Raw genomic sequence first — 20,832 nt, 5'->3', positions numbered from 1 at the left:
CCCCGCGAAAACCGCTCCCAGAGTGGCTAAGGGCATGCCTTGACTGGATTCTTTCGGCGATCATTCGGGGCGCAGCTTGCCGAACATCCAAAAAATGATCATTTTTTTCTTTCTCGCGGGGGAAACTGCACGCGGGCTCTGGACCCTCCGAGCGTGCCGCCTAACCTCCGCGCTATGTTGCGCTATGCGTTGAAAAGATTTCTCTCCTTGCTCATCAGTCTCGCAGTCGCGTCGCTGGTGATTTTCATGGTGATCGAGGTCGCCCCCGGCGATCCGGCCTCCTTTATGCTGGGCTTGAATGCCCAGCCCGAAACACTGGCCGCGTTGCGCAGTGAACTGGGGCTCGATCAGTCCCGGCCAGAGCGTTATCTGGAATGGGTCGGTGGCATGTTGCAGGGGGATTTCGGCACCTCCTACACCTATCGCACCCCGGTGACCGAGATGATCGGCGACCGGCTTTGGGTCTCTGTACCCTTGGCGCTTTATGCGCTTTTCCTCTCTGTCATCGTGGCCTTTCCGGCGGGCATCTATGCCGCCTCGCGCCGCGGTCGGGCGGGGGATGTGGGCGTGATGGGGGCGACGCAATTGGGCGTGGCGGTGCCGAACTTCTGGTTCGCAATGATCCTCGTGCTGATCTTTTCGATCAACCTGCGCTGGTTTTCGGCAGGCGGTTTCGTCGGATGGGACAAGGGGCTTTTCGTCGGGCTGCACGCGCTGACCCTGCCCGCCATCGCGCTGGCCTTGCCGCAGGCGGCGATCCTTGCGCGGGTCATGCGCTCGGCCCTGTTGGATGTGCTGGGCGAAGATTTCATGCGCACCGCGCGGGCCAAGGGGCTGACGGCGCGGCAGGCGCTTTGGCGGCACGGGCTGCGCAATGCGCTGATCCCGGTGCTGACCATCATCGGCTTGCAATTCTCCTTCCTGCTGGCCGGGTCGATCATTATCGAACAGGTCTTTTACCTGCCGGGGTTGGGGCGACTGGTGTTTCAGTCGATCTCGGCGCGGGATTTGATCGTGGTCGAGTCGGTCGTGATGCTCTTGGTCTTTTCGGTGATCTTGGTGAACTTCCTTGTCGATCTGGCCTATGCCGCCGTCGATCCCCGGTTGAGGGCCCGCACATGAACCGCAACCTGTTTCTTGGGGCCGTGCTGACCTCGGTCTTTCTGCTGGCCGCGCTGATCTCCTTTGTCTGGACGCCCTATGACTATGCCGGGCTTGATATTGCGAACAAGCTGCGCAGCCCGTCGCTGGCGCATCCGATGGGCACGGATCACTTTGGCCGCGATATTCTGAGCATGATCATGGTCGGTGCGCGCACCTCTATCGCCGTGGCGCTGGTGGCGGTGGGCATTGGCATGGGCGTGGGTGTGCCGTTGGGGCTTTGGGCCGCGGCGCGGCGCGGCAGCCTTGTGGATGAGGTCATCATGCGCGGCAATGATCTGGTCTTTGCCTTTCCGGCCATCGTCATCGCCATTCTGATCACGGCGGTTTTCGGGGCGGGGGCGATCAATGCCATTATCGCCATCGGCATCTTCAACATTCCCGTTTTCGCTCGGATCACCCGTGGTGCGGCGCTGTCGCTGTGGCAGCGGGAGTTCATCATGGCGGCACGGGTGGCGGGCAAATCCGCGGCGCGGATCTCGTTCGAGCATATCCTGCCCAATGTCGCCAATCTGCTGATCGTGCAGGGGACCATCCAATTCTCTCTCGGCATCCTCGCCGAGGCGGGGCTGAGCTATGTCGGCCTCGGCGCGCAGCCGCCGGTGCCGTCTTGGGGCCGGATGCTGGCCGATGCGCAGACCATGGTCAGCATTGCGCCGCATATGGCCCTGATGCCGGGGTTCGCGATCATCCTGACGGTGCTGGGGCTGAACCTGATGGGTGACGGGCTGCGCGATCTGCTTGATCCCCGTCTGAGGGTGGCACGCACATGACGCTTCTGACCGTTTCCAATCTTTCGCTCTCGATCCACGGGCTGCGCATCCTAGACGGGGTGACTTTTTCCGTCGCACCGGGAGAGATTGTGGCCGTGACCGGGGAAAGCGGCTCGGGCAAGTCGATGACCGCGCTGGCGGCGATGCAACTCTTGCCCAAGGGCGCGACGACGACCGGGCATATCATGCTGGGCGAGGACGATCTGACCCAGATGGACGAGGCAGCGCTTTGCGATATGCGCGGCAATGACATCGGCATGGTGTTCCAAGAGCCGATGACCGCGCTCAACCCGGTGCAGAGCATCGGTCGCCAAGTGGCTGAGACCATCCGGGTGCATGAACCCAGCGTCTCCCGGGCCGAGGCCGAGGCCCGTGCCGCCGATACGCTGACCCGCGTCGGCCTGCCCCAAGACCGCTTCCCCCTGTCGCGCTATCCGCATGAGCTGAGCGGTGGGCAGCGCCAGCGGGTGGTGATCGCCATCGCCATCGCCCTGCGCCCCCGTCTGCTAATTGCCGATGAGCCGACCACCGCGCTGGATGTCACCACACAGGCGCAGATCCTCGCCCTGCTGACCCGTTTGGCGCGCGAAGACGGCATGGGGCTGTTGATGATTACCCACGACCTTGCCGTCGTGGCGGATATGGCCGACCGGATCATCGTCATGCGCAAGGGGCAGATCGTCGAACAGGGGGAGACGCAGGCCCTGCTGCACAACATGCAGCATCCCTATACCAAAATGCTTTTCGACGCCTCACGCCATGAGGTGAACCTGCCCGCACCGCCCGCGCCTCAGCCTCTGTTAGAGGTCAAAGGCGTCTGCCGCGACTACCATCTGCCGCGCAAGACACTCTTCGGCGCGCCCGGCACGTTCCGCGCGGTGGACCACCTCAGCTTTACCCTGAACCGGGGGAGCGTTTGGGGCTGGTCGGGAATCCGGTTGCGGGAAATCGACCCTGACGCGGGCGATTTTGGGTCTGGAGCCGGTGCAAGAGGGCAGTATCACTGTCGATGGCCAGCCGGTCTTTACCGGGACGCAGCCGAACCTCGCCGTGCGCCGCAAGATGCAGGTGGTGTTTCAAGACCCTTTCGGCAGCTTCAACCCGCGCCACAGGGTCGACCGTTTGGTGACCGAGCCGTTTCACCTGCTCGACAACCCGCCGCAGGGGGCCGACCGATCCCGCGCGATCGACGAAGCCTTGACCGCCGTGGGACTGCGCCCGGCGGATGCGCGGAAATACATTCACGAATTCTCCGGCGGTCAGCGCCAGCGGATCGCCATTGCCCGGGCGCTGATCATCCGGCCTGAGTTGATCCTGTTCGATGAGGCCGTCAGCGCGCTTGATGTCTCGGTCCGGGCGCAGATCCTTGATCTGCTGGCCGATCTTTGCAGCCATTATGACCTGACCTATCTTTTCATCTCGCATGACCTGTCGGTGGTGCGCACGGTGACGGATCGGGTGTTGGTGATGCAGTCTGGCAAGATCGTCGAGGCCGGAGAGACCGCGCAGGTCTTTGACGCGCCGCAGCATGCTTATACTAAATCGCTGATCGCCGCCGCGCCGGTTCTGCCTGACCTGCCCCAGCCCGTCGGGTAGGCTTCGCGGCCCTTCGTGTCAGCCGCATTGATTGCGATGAAAAACCGACCTAACGTGAAATCGGGGATTCCCGCCACAGGGGCATGTCTGCTCGCGGCCCGAACGGCGCGTTTGAAATTTCCCTGCCCAGTCAATTGCCTGAAGGCTGCGGCGCTCTACTTGTGCATGCAATGGCGGAGGCCTAAAGGGTGGTCCGCCAATTATAACAATGGGAGACATCTTATGAAAATGTTCAAAATGCTCGCGATGACCGGTGCCATGGTGGCCGGCACTGCGGCCATGGCTCAGGAAAAGTTCATCACCATCGGCACCGGTGGTCAGACAGGCGTTTACTTTGTCGTCGGTCAGTCGATCTGCCGTCTGGTGAACCGCGGCACCGCGGATCACAACCTGAAATGCACCGCGCCGTCGACCGGCGGGTCCATCGCCAACATCAACGCGATTAAAGCGGGCGACATGGACATGGGCGTGGCCCAGTCCGACTGGCAGTTCCACGCCTACAACGGCTCTTCCCAGTTCGAGGGTGACAAGTTCGACAACCTGCGCGCGGTCTTCTCCGTGCATGGTGAGCCCTTCAACGTCATCGCCCGTGCCGACAGCGGCATCGAGTCCTTCGACGACCTCAAAGGCAAGCGCGTGAACATTGGCAACCCCGGTTCCGGTCAGCGCGCCACCATGGAAGTCGTGATGGACGCCAAAGGCTGGACGCTGGACGATTTCGCACTGGCTTCCGAGCTGAAACCGGCTGAGCAAGCCGCCGCTCTGGGCGACAACAAGGTGGACGCGATCATCTACACCGTGGGCCACCCCAACGGTTCGATCCAAGAAGCCGTGTCGACCGTCGACGCCAAGCTGATCCCCGTGGACGGTGACGCGATCCAAGGTCTGATCGACGACAACCCCTATTATGCCGAGGCCACCGTGCCGGGCGGCATGTATAAGGGCACCGACGAAGACGTGAAAACCTTTGGTGTGAAAGCCACCTTCGTGACCTCCGCCGATGTTGACGACGAAGTCGTCTATCAGGTGGTCAAGGCGGTCTTTGACAACTTCGACCGTTTCAAGCGTCTGCACCCTGCCTTTGAGAACCTGACCCAAGAGGAAATGATCTCGGGCGGTCTTTCCGCGCCGCTGCACCCCGGCGCCGAGAAGTATTACAAAGAGCAAGGTTGGCTCGAGTAATCTATCCGTGACATGATAGCTCTGGCGGCGGTACGCTGCCGTCAGAGGCCCGAAGAACAATATGCGCATCCGCCCCAAGGTGGAGCCGACAGGGGACGATATGTCTGAGAAGGACCAGCAAAAGGCGGCGGCTGTTGAAACCGCCGCGACCGGTGACCGGGGCGGATTGAGCCAAGCGGAGCTGGACGAACTTGTCGCTTCTTCTGATACGGGTGGGCGTTCTGTCAGCGGGTTGATGGGCACCTTGCTGCTGCTGGTGGCCTTGGCTTGGTCCCTATTCCAACTCTACATCGCCTCGCCCATCGGCCTTTTCAACGATACGCTGGCCCGCTCCATTCACCTTGGCTTTGCCGTATTCCTTGGCATCATGGTGTTTCCGGCCACGCGCACCAGTTTTCAGGTGGCGCTTGGCGTCATCGTTCCCATCGTTCTTGCCGCGCTCTTTATGGTCAGTACGAAGGATTCCACCGCGGTCTGGTGGATCCCGATCCCGGCGGCCTTTGTGGTCGCGACAGTGCTGCTCGGGTCGCCCAAGAACCGCATTCCGATCTGGGAATGGGCCTTGGCCATCGTCGGCACCTTCTGCGCGCTCTATCTCTTTATCTTTTACCGTGACATCGCCAACCGCGTCGGCGCGCCGATCCTGCCGGATTATATCGCAGGGGTGACCGGCCTGTTAATCCTGCTCGAAGCGACCCGCCGCGCCCTCGGTCCCGCGCTGATGATCGTGGCGAGCGTCTTTCTCTTCTACACCGTGCTTGGCCCCTATATGCCCAGCATCATCGCCCATAAGGGCAACAGCCTGTCGGAGATCGTGAACCACCAGTGGATCACGACCGAAGGCGTCTTTGGCATCGCGCTTGGTGTGTCGACCTCTTTCGTGTTCCTCTTCGTGCTTTTCGGCTCTCTTTTGGACCGTGCGGGGGCGGGTAACTACTTCATTCAAGTCGCCTTCAGCCTCATGGGCCACATGCGCGGCGGCCCGGCCAAGGCGGCGGTCGTGGCCTCGGCCATGACCGGCCTGATTTCGGGCTCCTCGATCGCCAACGTCGTGACCACGGGCACCTTCACCATCCCGCTGATGAAGAAGGTGGGCTTCAACTCCGAAAAAGCAGGCGCGGTCGAGGTGGCTTCGTCGGTCAACGGCCAGATCATGCCGCCCGTCATGGGGGCTGCGGCCTTCCTGATGGTCGAATATGTCGGCATTCCCTATTTCGACGTGGTCAAACACGCCTTCCTGCCTGCGGTGATCTCTTACATCGCGCTGGTCTACATCGTGCATCTTGAGGCGATGAAAGCCGGGATGCAGGGTCTGCCGCGGGCCTATACGCCCAAGCCGCTGGTGCAGCAGCTTATCGGCATCGCCTTTGCAATCATCGCGATCTGCGCGCTGTCCTTCGCGGTTTACTACCTGATGGGCTGGATCCGCCCGGCCTTCCCCGAAACGGCGGGTTATATCATCTTTGTCTTCCTCACGGCGGTCTATGTCGGCCTGCTTTATGTGGCGAGCAAGGAAGAACCCCTTGAGATGGAAGACCCCAACGCCGAGGTGACCACTCTGCCGATGCCGGGGCCAACTGCGCGGTCCGGTCTGCATTTCATCCTGCCTGTCGTGGTGCTGGTCTGGGCGCTGATGGTCGACCGCCTGTCGCCCGGCCTCTCGGCCTTTTGGGCGGCGGCCTATATGATCTTCATCCTGCTGACGCAGCGCCCGCTGATGGCGATGTTCCGGGGTGAAAGCCAGTTCGTCAACGATGTCAAAGCCGGGTTCCTTGACCTGATCGACGGTCTGGTCACCGGCGCGCGCAACATGATCGGTATCGGCATCGCCACCGCCACGGCGGGCATCATCGTCGGCGCGGTTAGCCAGACCGGTGTCGGCTCGGCGCTGGCGGATGTGGTCGAAGTGCTTTCGGGCGGCAATATCCTTGCCATCCTGTTCCTGACCGCGGTGCTGTCGCTGATCCTTGGCATGGGGCTGCCCACCACGGCGAACTATATCGTCGTCTCGGCCCTACTGGCGCCGGTGATCGTGACGCTGGGCCAGCAGAACGGGCTGATCGTGCCGCTGATCGCGGTGCATCTCTTCGTCTTCTACTTCGGCATCATGGCGGATGTGACCCCGCCCGTGGGTCTGGCGAGTTTCGCCGCCGCCGCCGTTTCGGGCGGTGATCCGATCCGCACTGGGCTTGTCGCCTTCTTCTACTCTCTGCGCACCGCGGCGTTGCCGTTCCTGTTTATCTTCAACACGGAATTGCTGCTGATCGGGGTCACATGGGGGCAGGGGTTGTTCATCTTTGTGGTGGCGACCGTGGCCATGCTGCTTTTCGCGGCGGCGACCCAAGGCTTCTTTCTGGCCCGCAACCGTTTCTACGAGACTATCGCGCTGCTGCTCATCGCCTTTACCCTGTTCCGCCCGGGCTTTTGGATGGACATGATCTATCCCCCCTATAGCGAGGAAGCCCCGACCGAGATCGTTCAGGCCGCTGAAGAGACCCCCGCGGGCGAACGGCTGCGGCTGCGCATCTCGGGCGTGAACGATCTGGGCGATCCGCTGGAGTTCGTGGCGCTGCTGCCCATCGGCGAAGGTGAGACTGGGGCCGAGAAGCTGGAGGCCGCGGGTCTCATGTTCCGCGAGGATGGCGACAAGATGATCATCGACGATGTCCTCTATGACAGCCCGGCGCAGGGCGCGGGCCTCGATTGGGATCAAGAGGTACTGCGGGTGCTGAAACCGATGCCGCAACCCAGCAAGTACTGGATGTTCATCCCCGCCCTGCTACTTCTGGCGCTGGTGGTCTTCTTGCAACGGGGCCGTGCCGCGCAGGCCCCCCGTAAGCCCGCGACAGCCTGAGGAGGGCGCATCATGTTCGATAACATTCTGCTGACAGTTGATCTGAGCGACCCGAAATCATGGGAAAAGGCGCTGCCGCAGGCGATTGATATGATCCGCCTCTCCAAAGGCACGCTGCATATCCTCTCGGTCGTGCCGGATATGGGCACGCCGCTGGTCGAAGGGTTCTTTCCCGCGGATTACGAGAAACAGGCCACGGGCCGCGCGGCCAAGGCGCTTGAACAGCTGGTCGAGCGTGAGGTGCCTGATGACGTAAAGGTGAAGCAGCACCTGAAATTCGGCAAGATCCACCGCGAGGCGCTGAAAACGATAAAGAAATCAAACGCCGATCTGGTGGTCATGGGGTCCGAGCACCCCGACAGCCTGCGCGAATTCCTCGTCGGCTCCAACGCCGACCGCATTGTGCGTCGTTCCCCTGTTTCCGTTCTGGTCGTGAGGGCGTAAGACAGGTGCTTCGCGGAGATAGGCAAGGAAATGGTCCATTGCGCCGCGTAGTTCGGAGTATTCACGCATGACCCCTTTCGCGATTGCCGGCGTGCAGATGTACGTCAATGCCTTGCAGCCCAATGTCGAGGGTATGATCCAGCGGCTCGACATTCTGATGGCGCGTTTCCCTTGGACGCAGATGGTGCTGTTCTCCGAACTGGCGCCCTTCGGCCCGCTTGACCGGTTTGCCCTGCCGCCCGAGAATGAGACGATCGAACAGTTTCAGGCCGCTGCGCGGCGGCACCGGGTCTGGCTGATCCCCGGTTCGATGTTCCTCAAGCATCCCGAGGATGGCCGCGTGTATAACACCTCGGTCGTCATCAACCCCGAAGGCGAAGTGGTCCGCCGCTATGCCAAGATGTTCCCCTTCCGGCCCTATGAGGCCGGGATCGCGGCGGGCAACGAGTTCTGCATCTTCGACGTACCGGACGTGGGCCGCTTTGGCCTGTCGATCTGCTATGACATGTGGTTCCCCGAAACGACGCGGCAGTTGACCTCGCAAGGGGTCGAGGTGCTGCTGCACCCGGTGCTGACCGGCACCACCGACCGCGATGCGGAACTTGCCATCGCGCGCGCCACGGCGGCGCAGTTCCAGTGCTATATCTTCGACGTGAATGGCCTCGGCGCCGGGGGCGTGGGCCGCTCCTGCGTGGTCGACCCGACTTCGATGGTGCTGCACCAATCGGCGGGGCAAGAGGATATGTTCCCGATCGAGATCGACCTCAACATGGTGCGCCGTCAGCGTGAGACGGGGATGAAGGGCTTGGGCCAACTGCTCAAATCCTTCCGCGACCGCCCGACAGACTTCCCGGTCTATGACCGTGACAGCGGCGCGGATGCCTTCCTGCACACCCTTGGCCCGCTTGAAATCCCGCAACAGGGCAGCCGCGCGGGGCTGCATGTCGATGTGCCCGCCCAGCAGGTGCCTGCCGAGATCCCGACCTATAAGGGCAAGAACGGTTTCCCGCCTGAGCCGCTTGCCAGCCCCACCGCCGGGACGGCGCCCGAGGTGGCCCAGACACCGGCGCCCGTGGCCCCGGCTGCGGGCACGCCCGACCCACAGACAACGCCCGACACACCCGGGCAGAACGACAATACCAGCGGCTAGGCCGGGGTTAGGTTCGCGCAAAGCGCTACCTGACGCATCGGTCGGCCCTCCAGCAGAGGACGACTGATGCATTCTATGAACGACTATTCCTCGGCCATTCAACTGCGGTCGGATCGGTGGAGCGCCCTGCGCGCCGCCGCCGCCGCCATGTCGCGCGATCCGAAAGGCAAGAACGCGGCGCAGGGGCGCAAGGAAATCGAGGCGCTGTTTGAGTCACTGGCCCTGATTGAGCCCTATTGGGCCTTTCCGGGCATGTCCGCTTTTGACCACATGCGTCGCCAGTTCGCCCATGGCAATTTCGAGGATCTGGCCTTTGCCGTGAACCGGGTGACTCGTGCGCTGACCACCGGCGCTTACCGCCGCCGCACCATCCCGTTGGAACGCGACAGTCTGGATCAGGACGAGCATGACGACGAGGCGATGCTGCCGCCCGAGGCGCGAGCGCTGGCGAAACCCTATTTCGAAGTGCTGATCGTCGACAATGTGAATGAACAGCAAGAACGCTGGCTGCGCAGCAATGTCACCCGCATGCGCCGGACCGAAGACCCGTTCATCTACGAAGCCGTCGTGGTGCCCAGCCTCGAAGACGCGCTGATCGCGGTGATGTTCAACCACAATATTCAAGCCATCGTCGTCCGCCCCGGCCTGACGCTGAAATCGAAAGTCGATCAACAGATCCTGACCCGCTACCTCGCCCGCGCGGGCGGGCAGGATGAGATCGACGCGCTTCAGCCTGAGAGCTATGGCCCAGAGCTTTGCCGGATGATCGCCAAGGTCCGGCCCGAGCTTGATGCCTATCTGGTCACCGAACGCTCGGTCGAGGATATCGCCGGGCTCGATCTGGGGATTTGTCGGCGGGTCTTCTACAATCAGGAAGACTTCATGGAGTTGCACCTCAATATCCTGCGCGGGGTGCAGGCGCGCAACAAGTCGCCCTTCTTCACCGCGCTGGTGGAATATTCCAAACAGCCCACCGGCGTCTTCCATGCCATGCCGATCAGCCGTGGCAAGTCGATCACCCGGAGTCACTGGATTCAGGACATGGGGGCGTTCTACGGGCCGAATATCTTTCTTGCAGAGACCTCGGCGACCTCGGGCGGCCTCGACAGCCTGCTAGAGCCACATGGACCGATCAAAGAGGCGCAGGAACTGGCTAGCCGCGCCTTTGGCTCTAAACAGACGTTTTTCGCCACCAATGGCACCTCGACCTGCAACAAGATCGTGGTGCAGGCACTGGTGCGGCCCGGCGACATCGTGTTGGTCGACCGCGACTGCCACAAGAGCCACCACTACGGCATGGTGCTCGCGGGCGCGCAGGTCAGCTACCTCGACAGCTATCCGCTCAACGAATACTCGATGTACGGCGCGGTGCCGCTGCGCGAGATCAAGGAGCGGTTGCTGGAGCTGAGGGCGGCGGGCAAGCTCGACCGGGTGCGGATGCTCTTGCTGACCAACTGCACCTTCGATGGTCTGGTCTACAACGTCGAGCGGGTGATGGAGGAATGTCTGGCGATCAAGCCCGACCTCATCTTCCTCTGGGACGAGGCATGGTTCGCTTTTGCACGGTTTAGTCCCACATATCGCCAGCGCACCGCGATGAACGCGGCCAATACCCTGCGGGCGAAGTTCAAGTCCGAGGCCCATGCCGCCGCCTATGAGGCCCAGCAAAAGACCCTGAAGGACGCGGATGATGAGACCCTGCTCAACACCCGGCTGATCCCCCGCCGCAGGCGCGGGTGCGGGCCTATGCCACGCAATCGACCCACAAGACGCTGACCTCGCTGCGGCAGGGCTCGATGATTCATGTCAACGATCAGGATTTCAAAGGCGAGGTCGAGCAGAGCTTCCACGAAGCCTATATGACCCACACTTCGACCTCGCCGAACTATCAGATCATCGCCTCGCTCGACGTGGGGCGGCGTCAGGTCGAACTCGAAGGGTTCGAGTTTGTCCAACGGCAGGTCGAAGCGGCAATGTCGATGCGCCGCGCGATCAGCGAACACCCTCTCTTACGCAAGTATTTCAAAGTGCTCTCCGCCGGGGACATGATCCCCGAACAGCACCGCGAAAGCGGCGTCACCAGCTACTATGACGTTGAGCAGGGTTGGACCGACATGTGGGATTGTTGGGAGCAGGATGAATTCGTGCTCGACGCGACCCGCGTGACCCTCGCCGTGGGCGGCACAGGCTGGGATGGCGATACCTTCAAGACCCAGATCCTGATGGACAAATACGGCATCCAGATCAACAAGACCTCGCGCAATACCGTTCTGTTCATGACCAACATCGGCACCACGCGCTCGTCCGTGGCCTATCTGATCGAAGTGCTGGTGGAGATCGCCAAATCGCTCGACGATCTTTTGGACGATGCCAGCCGGATGGAGCGGCTGTCATTCGACCGGCGCGTCACCAATCTGATGGAGAACTACCCGCCGCTGCCGGATTTCAGTTGCTTCCACGAAGCCTTCCGCGCCGCTGACACGCCCGAGGGCGACATTCGCACGCCCTTCTTCCTCGCCTATGATGAGAAGAACTGTGACTACCTCGACCTGAACGGATCCTTGCAAGAGGTCATGGACGCGGGCGACACGGTGGTCTCGGCCAGCTTCATCATCCCCTATCCGCCCGGCTTTCCGATCCTCGTCCCCGGACAGGTCGTCAGTCAGGAAATTCTCGACTTCATGCGCGCGCTCGATGTGAGCGAGATCCACGGATACCGGCCCGATCTGGGCCTGCGCGTCTTTACCGCGGAGGCATTGAAACGCGTGCGCCGCAAAGACCTTTCTTCTTCACCCGTTTGACCAAAAGGACCTACGACATGGCAAAAATTCTCAAGAATATCTCCGAAATCCGCCGGTTCTTTCACCGAAACGAGGACCCGGTCTATTTCATCTCGGCCACCAACTTCAATCTGCTGGGCCTCGATGAATGGGTAAAGAATTTCAAGTACATCTGCTACATCGACTGCTACGGCGGCAAGCATCCCAACGTCTTTTGCCCCTCGGAACAGCCCCATGCGGAGTTCCAGAGCATCGAGGACATCAACAACTACCTGCTGCAGCACAAGGAGGTCATCGACTTCATCAAGCGCCGCGGGGGCAAGCCCAAGTTCGTCTTCCTGATGTTCGACGAAGAGACCGAGCGCCTGAGCAAGGAGCTGGGCGCCGAGGTCTGGTTCCCGAAAGCCAAGCTGCGCCAGTCGATGGACAACAAGATCGAGACGGTGCGCATCGGCAACAAGGCCGGCGTGCCTTCCGTGCCCAACACGCTGAGCGAGGTGAAAAGCTACGACCACCTGCGCGAGATCTGCGAGAAAGCCGATCTGGGCCATGACCTCGTGCTGCAATCGGCCTATGGCGACAGCGGGCATACCACCTTCTTCATCAAGTCCGAGGCCGATTTCCGCCGCCACGAGAGCGAGATCGTGGGCGAGGGCGAGATTAAGATCATGAAGCGGATCGACTGTCGCGGTGCCGCGATCGAGGCCTGCGCCACCAAGGAGGGCACCATCGTCGGCCCGCTGATGACCGAACTGGTCGGCTTCAAGGAATTGACCCCCTATCGCGGCGGCTGGTGCGGCAACGAGATCCTCGCCACCGCCTTCCCGCCCAAGGTCCGCGAGAAGGCGCGCGATCTGACCTTCAAGTTCGGCGAGCAGTTGCGGAAAGAGGGCTATCGCGGCTATTTCGAGCTCGATTTCCTAATCGACAAGAAGACCGGCGACTTGTGGCTGGGCGAGTTGAACCCGCGGATCACCGGCGCGAGTTCCATGACCAACCACGCGGCCTTCGCCCATGCCGACGCGCCGCTGTTCCTGTTCCATCTGCTGGAGTTCAGCCGCAAGAAGTTCACCCTCGACGTGGATGAGTTGAATGCCCGCTGGGCCGATCCGGACAATATCGACGGCTGGAGCCAGATGGTCATCAAACACACCGAAGACAGTGTCGACATCTGCACCGAGGCGCCCGAGACCGGGATCTATAAGATGAAGGAGGACGGCACCGTCGTCTTTGATCGTTTCGACTATCACCGCCGCGCGGTCGAAAGCGAGAACGAGGCCTTCTTCCTGCGCATCCTGCAACCGGGGGACTATCGCTACGAAGGGGCCGATATCGGCATCCTCGTGACGCGGGGTCGGTCGATGACCAAGTCTTTCCAGTTGAACGAACGCGCGAAAAAGTGGATTCATGGGATCAAACGCAGTGTGGATGGCAAACCCTTGCCCACCGCCTCGGCCGGTCCAGAGCTTTCTGATCCGGCGTTCAAGATCCTGTAACGAGATGAAAGGCCGCGATGTACTGGCGCGCATTGTCCGAAGACGAGCCCGGCCCCAAATGGGCCGGTCTCTTCGCGGCCTATTGGCCTGATTACCACGCATGGTGGCTGAAGGAAGGGGAGGCCGCGCGCCCGACCTATGCCCAATGCCGCCGTGCGCTGGCCCAGCATATGCCTGAGATGCTGCCGCTTTATGACCAGCTTTGCAGTCTTGCAGGCGGCGGCGATCACGCGGCGCGCTTCCTTAGTTTCTATTGCCCGCCGCCCTATCTGTCGGCCTGTTCGCAGGCGATCTGGGCGGGGAAAGAGCCGGTCATGGTGCGCAACTATGACTATAACCCCAATGCCTTTGACGCGATGGTGCTACGCACGGGCTGGCAGGGGCGGCAGGTCATGGGCACCTCCGATGGGCTTTGGGGGCTGGTCGACGGGGTGAATGATGCAGGGCTGTCGATCTCGCTCACCTTTGGCGGGCGGCGTGTGGTGGGCGAAGGCTTCGGCGTGCCGCTGATCCTGCGCTATGTCTTGCAGACCTGCGAAACCGCGCAGGAGGCGGGCGAGGTGCTGGCGCGGGTGCCCACGCATATGAGCTACAACGTCACCGTACTCGACCGAAAGCGCAGTTACCTGACAGCCATGATGGCCCCTGATCGCCCCGCTGTCATCACCCGCGCCGCGGTGGCGACCAATCATCAAGAGAATGTGGAGTGGATCAGCCACGCCCGCTTTACCGCCACGGTCGAGCGTGAGCGCTACCTGTTGCAACGTCTGCGTCTGCACCGCGACCCGGAGGAGAAGTTCATCGGCGCCTTCCTCAAGCCGCCGCTCTATTCCACGGCCTTCAACGCCGGGTTTGGCACGCTTTACACCGCCGTCTACCGTCCGCGCAAACGCGAGATGGAGTTGCGCTGGCCCGGCACGACATGGGCGCTGTCGCTGACGGATTTCACCGAAGGGGCGCGGCAGGTCTTGGTGCCGGGGGCGGCATGAGCGGGGCGGCGCGCAAAGGGCCGCTGGCCTCGCTCAGGGTGGTGGAGTTTTCCGGCCTTGGCCCCGCGCCGCTGGCGGGGCAACTGCTGGCCGATCTAGGCGCGGATGTCATCACGGTTGACCGCAAAGCCGCCCCGGCGGAGCCGTCGGACATCAACCGGCGCGGCAAGCGGTCGGTGGTGTTGAACCTGAAAGCGGCCGAAGGGATCGCCGCGGCGAAGGCGCTGATTGCTTCTGCCGATGTGCTGATCGAAGGGTTTCGCCCCGGCGTGATGGAACGTTTGGGCCTTGGCCCCGACGACTGCCCCGAGGCCCTGATCTATGGCCGCATGACCGGCTGGGGCCAGACCGGCCCATGGGCGCAGACGGCGGGGCATGACATCAACTATCTGGCTCTAACAGGGGCACTCCATGCCATGGGCCGCGCCGATACGCCCCCGGTGCCGCCCTTGAACATGGTGGCGGATTACGGCGGCGGAACGATGTTCTTGCTGTTCGGCATCCTTGCGGCTGTGATCGAACGCGGTGTGACAGGCAAGGGCCAAGTCGTCGACGCCGCGATGGTCGATGGGGTGCCTGCGATGATGGGGCTGATCCATGGCATGCTGGCCCAAGGCGCGTGGACCGAAGAGCGTGCCGCCAATTGGCTTGACGGGGCCGCGCCGTTTTACCGTTGCTACACCTGTGCGGATGGGAAATTCATCTCGGTCGGGGCTTTGGAGCCGCAGTTCTACGCGATCCTGTTAGAGAAGTTGGGCCTGCCTGCGGAGCTTGCCGAGAGCCAGAACGACAGGACGACATGGGAGGCGCGTATCGCCGAGTTCTCCGCGATCTTTGCCACCCGCGCCCGGGACGACTGGGCGGCGCATTTCGACGGTTCAGATGCCTGCGTGGCCCCAGTGCTCAGCTTTTCCGAAGCGCCGGATCATCCGCAGATGGCGGCGCGGGGCAATGTGATGAGGGTCGATGGCGTGTTGCAATCAGGCCAAGCGCCGCGGTTTGACGGTGCCGCGCCACAGATGCCCAGCCCCCCACGGGCCATCGGCGCGGATACCGATGCGGTGCTGGCCGAACTTGGTCTGCCGCGCGACCGCGCATGAAAAACCCCCGGCCACAGGACCGGGGGTAAATCTCGTCACAGAGGCAAGGCTCAGGCCGCTTTGCGGTCGTGTTTGCCCTCTTCAATTTCCTCGACGATCTTGGCGACGAAAGCGTCGAGATCCTCGGGCGAGCGGCTGGTCACGATGCCTTGGTCGGCCACCACTTCGCTGTCTTCGTAATGCGCACCGGCGTTCTTCACATCCGTCGCGATGGAGGAAAAGGAGGTCGCCTTGCGGCCCTTGATGATGCCCGCCTCGATCAGCAGCCACGGGGCGTGGCAGATAGCGGCGACGGTTTTGCCGCTGTCGTGGAACTTGCGGATCAGAGCCACCGCGTCTTCGTTGGCGCGCAGCAGGTCGGGGTTGATCTGGCCACCGGGCAGCACGATGCCTTGGTAGTCGTCGACATTCACGTCCCGAAGGGCGAGGTCTGCGGGCACGGTGTTGCCCCAGTCATCTTCGTCCCAACCCTTGATCTCATTGCCGTCGGGCGTGGCCACATGGACGGTGGCGCCGCGGTCGCGCAGATCGTTCAGGGGTTTTTCCAGTTCGGACTGCTCAAAGCCATTGGTGGCGAGGATCAGGATCTTTGCATTGGTGATATCGGTCATTGCTTTCTCCTTTGTCATTTCTGCTAGACCAACGGTCTGCATGGCCGCCTGTTCCCCTCACATTCGCGCGAGGGCGATGATCCGCCGGTGCAGATGCGCCACAGGGCGGTGAATATTTGTTGATACGTCAAAGGGCGGCGTCATATATGCGTTCAGAATGGATCGCCCCGACACCCCCTTGCCGAATTGCCCATGGACGAATTGATCGTCTGTCCGCAATGCGACGCCGTCTATCGGCTGCGCCGCCCCGCGCATGGGGAGCGGGCGAGTTGTGAGCGGTGCCATACCGCCCTGATCACGCCCCGCAGAAACGCCGGGTTGCAGATCATCGCCGTGGCGGTGGCGGTCATGGTCTTGATCATCGGGGCGGCGGTCTTTCCTTTTCTCACCATCGACGCGGCGGGGGCCAGCAACGCGGTGTCGGTGCTGGATGCAGCACTTGCCTTTTCCGGCGGGCCGATGATCCTCTTGTCGCTGGCCACGGCGGCGCTGATCTTTTTCATCCCGCTCTTGCGAGTGCTGCTGACGCTCTATGTGCTGATCCCCGTGGTGCTGGATCGCCCGCCCGCGCGCCATGCCGTCGCCGCCTTTCGCCTGTCGGAGGAACTGCGCCCTTGGTCGATGGCCGAGGTTTTTGCCATCGGCTGTGCCGTGGCGCTGGTCAAAGTGGCCGATCTGGCCGATGTGGGCTTTGGCCCCGCGTTTTACATGTTCGGCGCGCTGGTGATCCTCGTCATCGCGCAGGACAGATTCTTATGCAAATGGTCCGTATGGAACTCTCTGGAACATCCCAAGACATCGTGAGCGCACGGGAGTTGGGCATCGTGGCCTGCACCCGCTGTAACAAGCCCGCGCCGATGGGCACGGAGATTTGCAGCCGTTGTGGCAGCAAGCTGGTCTCGCGCGATCGGATGAGCCTTCAGCGTGTCTGGGCATTCTGGACGGTGGGGCTGATGTGCTACATCCCCGCGAATACCTATCCGATGCTCAAGACCCGCACGCTGTTTCAGGTCGAGGAAAGCACGATCATCGGCGGCGCGGTGGAACTGGCGCAATATGGCAACTGGGGGATCGCCTTGATCATCCTCTTCGCCTCTGTCGCCATTCCGGTGGCCAAATTCATGGCCGTGGCCTTTCTTGCGATCAGCGTCAAACGGCGCTCTGTCACCTCGCAGCGCCAGCGGCATTACCTTTACGAAGTGGTTGAGTACATCGGACGCTGGTCGATGATCGATATCTTTGTGGTTGCGATTTTGTCTGCTCTGGTGCAACTCAAGACACTGGCCGCCATCAATCCCGGTACCGCGAGCATCTTTTTTGCCCTCTCCGTGATCTTTACCATGCTGGCGGCACAAGCGTTCGACACCCGCATGATCTGGGACGCTCAGACCAAGGACGAGGGCCTGAAAACCAATGACTAAGACGCCTCCCGACGTACCGATTTCCCCGACCCGCAAGATGTTTCTCAGCGGGGCCTCGGTGATCTGGATCATCCCGATCCTCGCCCTGATCGTGGCGCTTTTCGTGGCCTATCGGTCTTACAGCGAGCGCGGCCCGGTGATCGTCGTGGAATTCGAAGAGGGCGCGGGCATCTCTGCCGGAGAGACCGAATTGCGCTTTCGCGATGTGACGGTCGGGGTGGTCGAGAAGGTCGGCTTTACCTCGGGTTTGGACCGGGTGACGGCGCATATCCGCGTCGACAAGGACGTGGCCCCTTACATCGACAATGGCGCGGTCTTCTGGGTCGTGCAGCCCGAAGTCACCGCACAGGGCATCACCGGTCTCAGCACGGTGCTGAGCGGTGTCTATATCGAAGGGTCGTGGGACCAACAGGTCGGCCCCGCGGCAGAGCGCTTTCAGGGATCGTCGACCGAGCCGTTGATCCGCGGCGGCCAAGGCGGGCTTGAGATTGCCTTCCGCTCCACCGCGAACGGGCATCTGACCGACAATGCGCCGATCCTTTACAAGGGCATCGAGGTGGGCCGCGTCGGCTATGCCAAGATCGCCCCGCGCGGCAACTACGCCATTGTCGAGGCGCTGATTTTCGAAGAGCACCGTCAGTTGATCAATGAATCCACCCGCTTTTGGGACGCATCGGGCTTTAGCGTCAACATTGGCCCCGCGGGGGCCGAGATCGACTTTTCCTCGTTGGCGACCCTCGTCGGCGGCGGCATCACCTTTGACACTTTCGTCTCGGGCGGGGCGCAGGTGTCTGACGGGACGGTGTTTGAGATTTACCCCGACAAGGAAACCGCGCGGAACTCTGTCTTTAACGCCTCCGAGGTCGATCCGCTGAAGCTGAGCGTCGTGTTCGACGACAATATCTCGGGTCTGATCGTCGGCGCCCCGGTTGAGATGAGCGGGCTGGAGATCGGTGAGGTCGAGACCCTCTCGGGGCTGGTAGACTTCGAACGGTTCGGCGACAGCCGCGTCCGGCTGAACGCCATCCTGTCGATCCAACCGGCGCATCTGGGGATGCAGGATGACGTCACCGCCGAAGCCGCGCTGGCGTTCTTGAAAGAACGTGTGGAAAACGGCCTGCGCGCGCGGCTGGCCTCGGCCAGCCTGTTGACGGGTGGTTTGAAGGTTGAATTCGTGGCCGTCGAAGACGCGCCCGAGGCCTCGTTGAACGAGATGGAGAATGGCCTTGCGCTGATGCCGACCACGGAAAGCGATGTCTCTGATGCGGCGGCCACGGTCGAAGGGGTCTTTACCCGCATTAACAGCCTGCCGATTGAAGAGTTGCTCAACAGCGCGATCACCTTCCTCAATTCGGCAGAGGCTTTCGTATCGGACGAAGACCTACGCGAAACCCCGCAGGACGTGCGCACCCTTTTGGGCGAGTTGACCGGGCTGGTCTCTTCCGAAGAGGTCAAGAACGTGCCTGTCGCCCTGAACGGCACGCTGGTGCGGATCGAAGAATTGGTGGCCCAGCTTGAGGAAGAGCGGATTGCCGAACGGCTTTCCGCCGCGCTTGAGGGCGCATCGGATGCGGCCAATGCGGTGTCCTCCTCGGTCGAAGGCGTGCCGGAGTTGGTGGAGCGCATTCAAGCGGTGGCGGCCAAGGCCGAAACGCTTGAGGTCGAAGAACTGGTCGTCGCACTCACCGACCTCACCGAATCCGCCGATGCGGTGATCGGCACCGAAGATGCGGTGGCCCTGCCGGGCGCATTGAAACGCGCCTTGGACGAATTGAACGCCACGTTGGAAGAACTGCGCGAAGGCGGCGCGGTCGAGAATGTGAACCGCACCTTGGCCTCGGCCCGCAACGCGGCGGATAATATCGCCCTCTCGGCCCAAGACCTGCCGCAGGTGGTCGAGCGTTTGACCGCCCTTTTTGCCCAAGCCAGCCGCACCATCGAAGGCTATAACCAAGGTGAACAACTCAGCCGCAGCGCCGAACGCACCCTGCGCGACATTCAGAAAGCCGCCGATGCCCTTGCATCTTTGGCGCGGACAATCGAACGTAACCCCAATTCTCTATTGCTGGGACGGTAACGGATGACATTTGCAAGACCCTTGATCACCCTCGGCCTGCTGGCAGCCTTGGCCGCCTGTGGCGGCACGGCTGAACGTTTCCCCGTCCGCGCCCCGGCGGTGACAGAGAAGACCTCCATCGCCTTCAGTTCTGTCGAAGTGCGCGACGTGTCTTTGCCGACCTACGCCGCCGCCGAAGAGATTTCGGTGCAACTGGCCGATGGCCGTCTGGTCAGTTCGACCGATGTGCTTTGGGCCGATGCGCCCGAACGGGCCGTGGCGCTGGAGCTTAGCCAGAACCTTGCGCGGATGACGGAGCGGCGCATCGCGTCTGAGCCTTGGCCGTTCGAGGCTTTCCCCGATGCCAGCCTCGAAGTGCGCTTTGCCGAACTGGTGGCCACAGAAGCGGGGGAGTTCCGCGCCTCCGGTCAGTATTTCGTGGCCGTCCCCGATGACCGGCGGGAGCGGTCGGGCCTGTTCGACCTCAGCGTGCCGTTCAATCCCGAAGGTGGCGCAAACGCCATCGCCGCGGCGCGGGGGCAACTCGTCCTTGATCTGGCCCACTATATCGCCCAGAACGGGTTGAAGTAGGGTCGAGCGCCGGAAGTCTACCGGCGACGCGCGTTGTTCCGTCTGTTCGGAAAATTCTGAATAGTCTTGATTTGTGCCTCGCCTTGTCTATCTACCGTCAACGCGCCTGCCGTGGACGGGGAATGATGGATAGCACTGACCAAATCGACCAAGTCCGCGATGACTTCATCACCCGCATGGGCGTCGTTGCCATGGGCGAGGGGTTGCCGCGCATGGCGGGGCAGGTCTTTGCCATGCTGGTTTTCGAGGGCGAGCCGATCGCCTTTGGCGCGCTGTCGCGCCGCCTTTCCGTCAGCCGCGCCACGATCAGCACCTCCATTCGTCTGCTCGAAGAGCGGGGGTTGATCCGGCGTGTGAACAAGACGGGCGACCGGCAGGATTACTTCCAACTCGCCGATGACGCCTATGCCGCGATGACGAAATATGCGCTGGCAGGGACCCGCCACGCCAAATCCGAGATTAACGATACGATCCGCAAGCTGCCCGAAGAGGCCGAAGGGGTGCGCCGAAGGCTCGATAATTTCGCCGCCTTCTATGACACGATCAGCGCCGCGCTTGATGACGTAGCAACCCGGGTGAGCAAGCCCAAGAATTGACGCGCGGCCCGATCACGGGGTCGCGGTGATGG

15 protein-coding genes and 2 pseudogenes are annotated in these 20,832 nt (G+C 62.1%); 16 read left to right on the top strand and 1 reads right to left on the bottom strand.

What is annotated here, in order from left to right:
- The first annotated feature begins 174 nt into the window (after window positions 1-174).
- The 11 genes and pseudogenes from CUR85_RS07400 to CUR85_RS07350 all read left to right on the top strand — a co-directional run bounded on the left by CUR85_RS07400 (window position 175) and on the right by CUR85_RS07350 (window position 15,525).
- Complete coding sequence (locus CUR85_RS07400) at window positions 175-1,122, top strand: ABC transporter permease (RefSeq protein WP_067268211.1); 948 nt, start codon at window positions 175-177, stop codon at window positions 1,120-1,122.
- The gene (locus tag CUR85_RS07395) at window positions 1,119-1,934 is read left to right on the top strand and encodes an ABC transporter permease (RefSeq protein ID WP_067268208.1); all 816 of its coding nucleotides are present in this window, start codon (window positions 1,119-1,121) and stop codon (window positions 1,932-1,934) included. The genes CUR85_RS07400 and CUR85_RS07395 overlap by 4 nt, the downstream gene beginning before the upstream one ends.
- Window positions 1,931-3,530: pseudogene (locus tag CUR85_RS07390) on the top strand (ABC transporter ATP-binding protein). The gene CUR85_RS07395 and the pseudogene CUR85_RS07390 overlap by 4 nt, the downstream one beginning before the upstream one ends.
- Before the next feature lie 222 nt (window positions 3,531-3,752).
- Entirely contained in the window at window positions 3,753-4,712 is a 960-nt protein-coding gene (locus CUR85_RS07385) for a TAXI family TRAP transporter solute-binding subunit (protein ID WP_067268205.1), read from the top strand.
- A 100-nt stretch (window positions 4,713-4,812) separates the two neighbouring features.
- Window positions 4,813-7,566, top strand: a complete 2,754-nt coding sequence (locus CUR85_RS07380) for a TRAP transporter permease (protein WP_067268203.1) — start codon at window positions 4,813-4,815, stop codon at window positions 7,564-7,566.
- A gap of 12 nt (window positions 7,567-7,578) precedes the next feature.
- Window positions 7,579-8,010 (top strand): universal stress protein, encoded by a 432-nt coding sequence (locus CUR85_RS07375; protein WP_067268202.1) that lies wholly within the window; start codon window positions 7,579-7,581, stop codon window positions 8,008-8,010.
- Between the two features lie 67 nt (window positions 8,011-8,077).
- Entirely contained in the window at window positions 8,078-9,160 is a 1,083-nt protein-coding gene (locus CUR85_RS07370; RefSeq protein ID WP_136720276.1) for a carbon-nitrogen hydrolase family protein, read from the top strand.
- A 66-nt stretch (window positions 9,161-9,226) separates the two neighbouring features.
- A pseudogene (locus CUR85_RS07365) lies at window positions 9,227-11,961 on the top strand (aminotransferase class I/II-fold pyridoxal phosphate-dependent enzyme).
- Between the two features lie 17 nt (window positions 11,962-11,978).
- Window positions 11,979-13,436 (top strand): biotin carboxylase, encoded by a 1,458-nt coding sequence (locus tag CUR85_RS07360; RefSeq protein WP_067268197.1) that lies wholly within the window; start codon window positions 11,979-11,981, stop codon window positions 13,434-13,436.
- A gap of 17 nt (window positions 13,437-13,453) precedes the next feature.
- Window positions 13,454-14,425, top strand: coding sequence for a C45 family autoproteolytic acyltransferase/hydrolase (locus CUR85_RS07355; RefSeq protein ID WP_067268196.1), 972 nt, complete (start codon window positions 13,454-13,456; stop codon window positions 14,423-14,425).
- Window positions 14,422-15,525, top strand: coding sequence for a CaiB/BaiF CoA transferase family protein (locus CUR85_RS07350; RefSeq protein WP_067268194.1), 1,104 nt, complete (start codon window positions 14,422-14,424; stop codon window positions 15,523-15,525). The genes CUR85_RS07355 and CUR85_RS07350 overlap by 4 nt, the downstream gene beginning before the upstream one ends.
- Window positions 15,526-15,575: 50 nt before the next feature.
- Here CUR85_RS07350 and CUR85_RS07345 read toward each other — a convergent pair whose 3' ends face one another.
- Window positions 15,576-16,136 carry a type 1 glutamine amidotransferase domain-containing protein gene (locus CUR85_RS07345; protein WP_067268192.1) on the bottom strand — a complete coding sequence of 187 codons (561 nt, stop codon included), beginning with the start codon at window positions 16,134-16,136 and terminating at the stop codon, window positions 15,576-15,578.
- A 192-nt stretch (window positions 16,137-16,328) separates the two neighbouring features.
- On the opposite strand from CUR85_RS07345, the gene CUR85_RS07340 reads away from it, so the two are divergent.
- The 5 genes from CUR85_RS07340 (at window position 16,329) to CUR85_RS07320 (ending at window position 20,800) form a co-directional block, all read left to right on the top strand.
- The gene (locus tag CUR85_RS07340; RefSeq protein ID WP_280322496.1) at window positions 16,329-16,940 is read left to right on the top strand and encodes a paraquat-inducible protein A; all 612 of its coding nucleotides are present in this window, start codon (window positions 16,329-16,331) and stop codon (window positions 16,938-16,940) included.
- Window positions 16,898-17,557 carry a paraquat-inducible protein A gene (locus CUR85_RS07335; RefSeq protein ID WP_197471026.1) on the top strand — a complete coding sequence of 220 codons (660 nt, stop codon included), beginning with the start codon at window positions 16,898-16,900 and terminating at the stop codon, window positions 17,555-17,557. The genes CUR85_RS07340 and CUR85_RS07335 overlap by 43 nt, the downstream gene beginning before the upstream one ends.
- Window positions 17,550-19,634, top strand: a complete 2,085-nt coding sequence (locus tag CUR85_RS07330; RefSeq protein WP_067268188.1) for an MlaD family protein — start codon at window positions 17,550-17,552, stop codon at window positions 19,632-19,634. The genes CUR85_RS07335 and CUR85_RS07330 overlap by 8 nt, the downstream gene beginning before the upstream one ends.
- Before the next feature lie 3 nt (window positions 19,635-19,637).
- Window positions 19,638-20,204: a PqiC family protein gene (locus CUR85_RS07325; RefSeq protein WP_067268186.1), complete on the top strand. Its 567-nt coding sequence runs from the start codon at window positions 19,638-19,640 to the stop codon at window positions 20,202-20,204.
- A 122-nt stretch (window positions 20,205-20,326) separates the two neighbouring features.
- Complete coding sequence (locus CUR85_RS07320; RefSeq protein WP_082852168.1) at window positions 20,327-20,800, top strand: GbsR/MarR family transcriptional regulator; 474 nt, start codon at window positions 20,327-20,329, stop codon at window positions 20,798-20,800.
- Window positions 20,801-20,832 lie beyond the last annotated feature (32 nt).

This window comes from Sulfitobacter faviae (genome assembly GCF_029870955.1).
Classification (GTDB): domain Bacteria; phylum Pseudomonadota; class Alphaproteobacteria; order Rhodobacterales; family Rhodobacteraceae; genus Sulfitobacter; species Sulfitobacter faviae.
The sequence above is the reverse complement of the archived record's forward strand: the minus strand, read 5'-3'. Positions and strand labels throughout refer to the sequence as shown.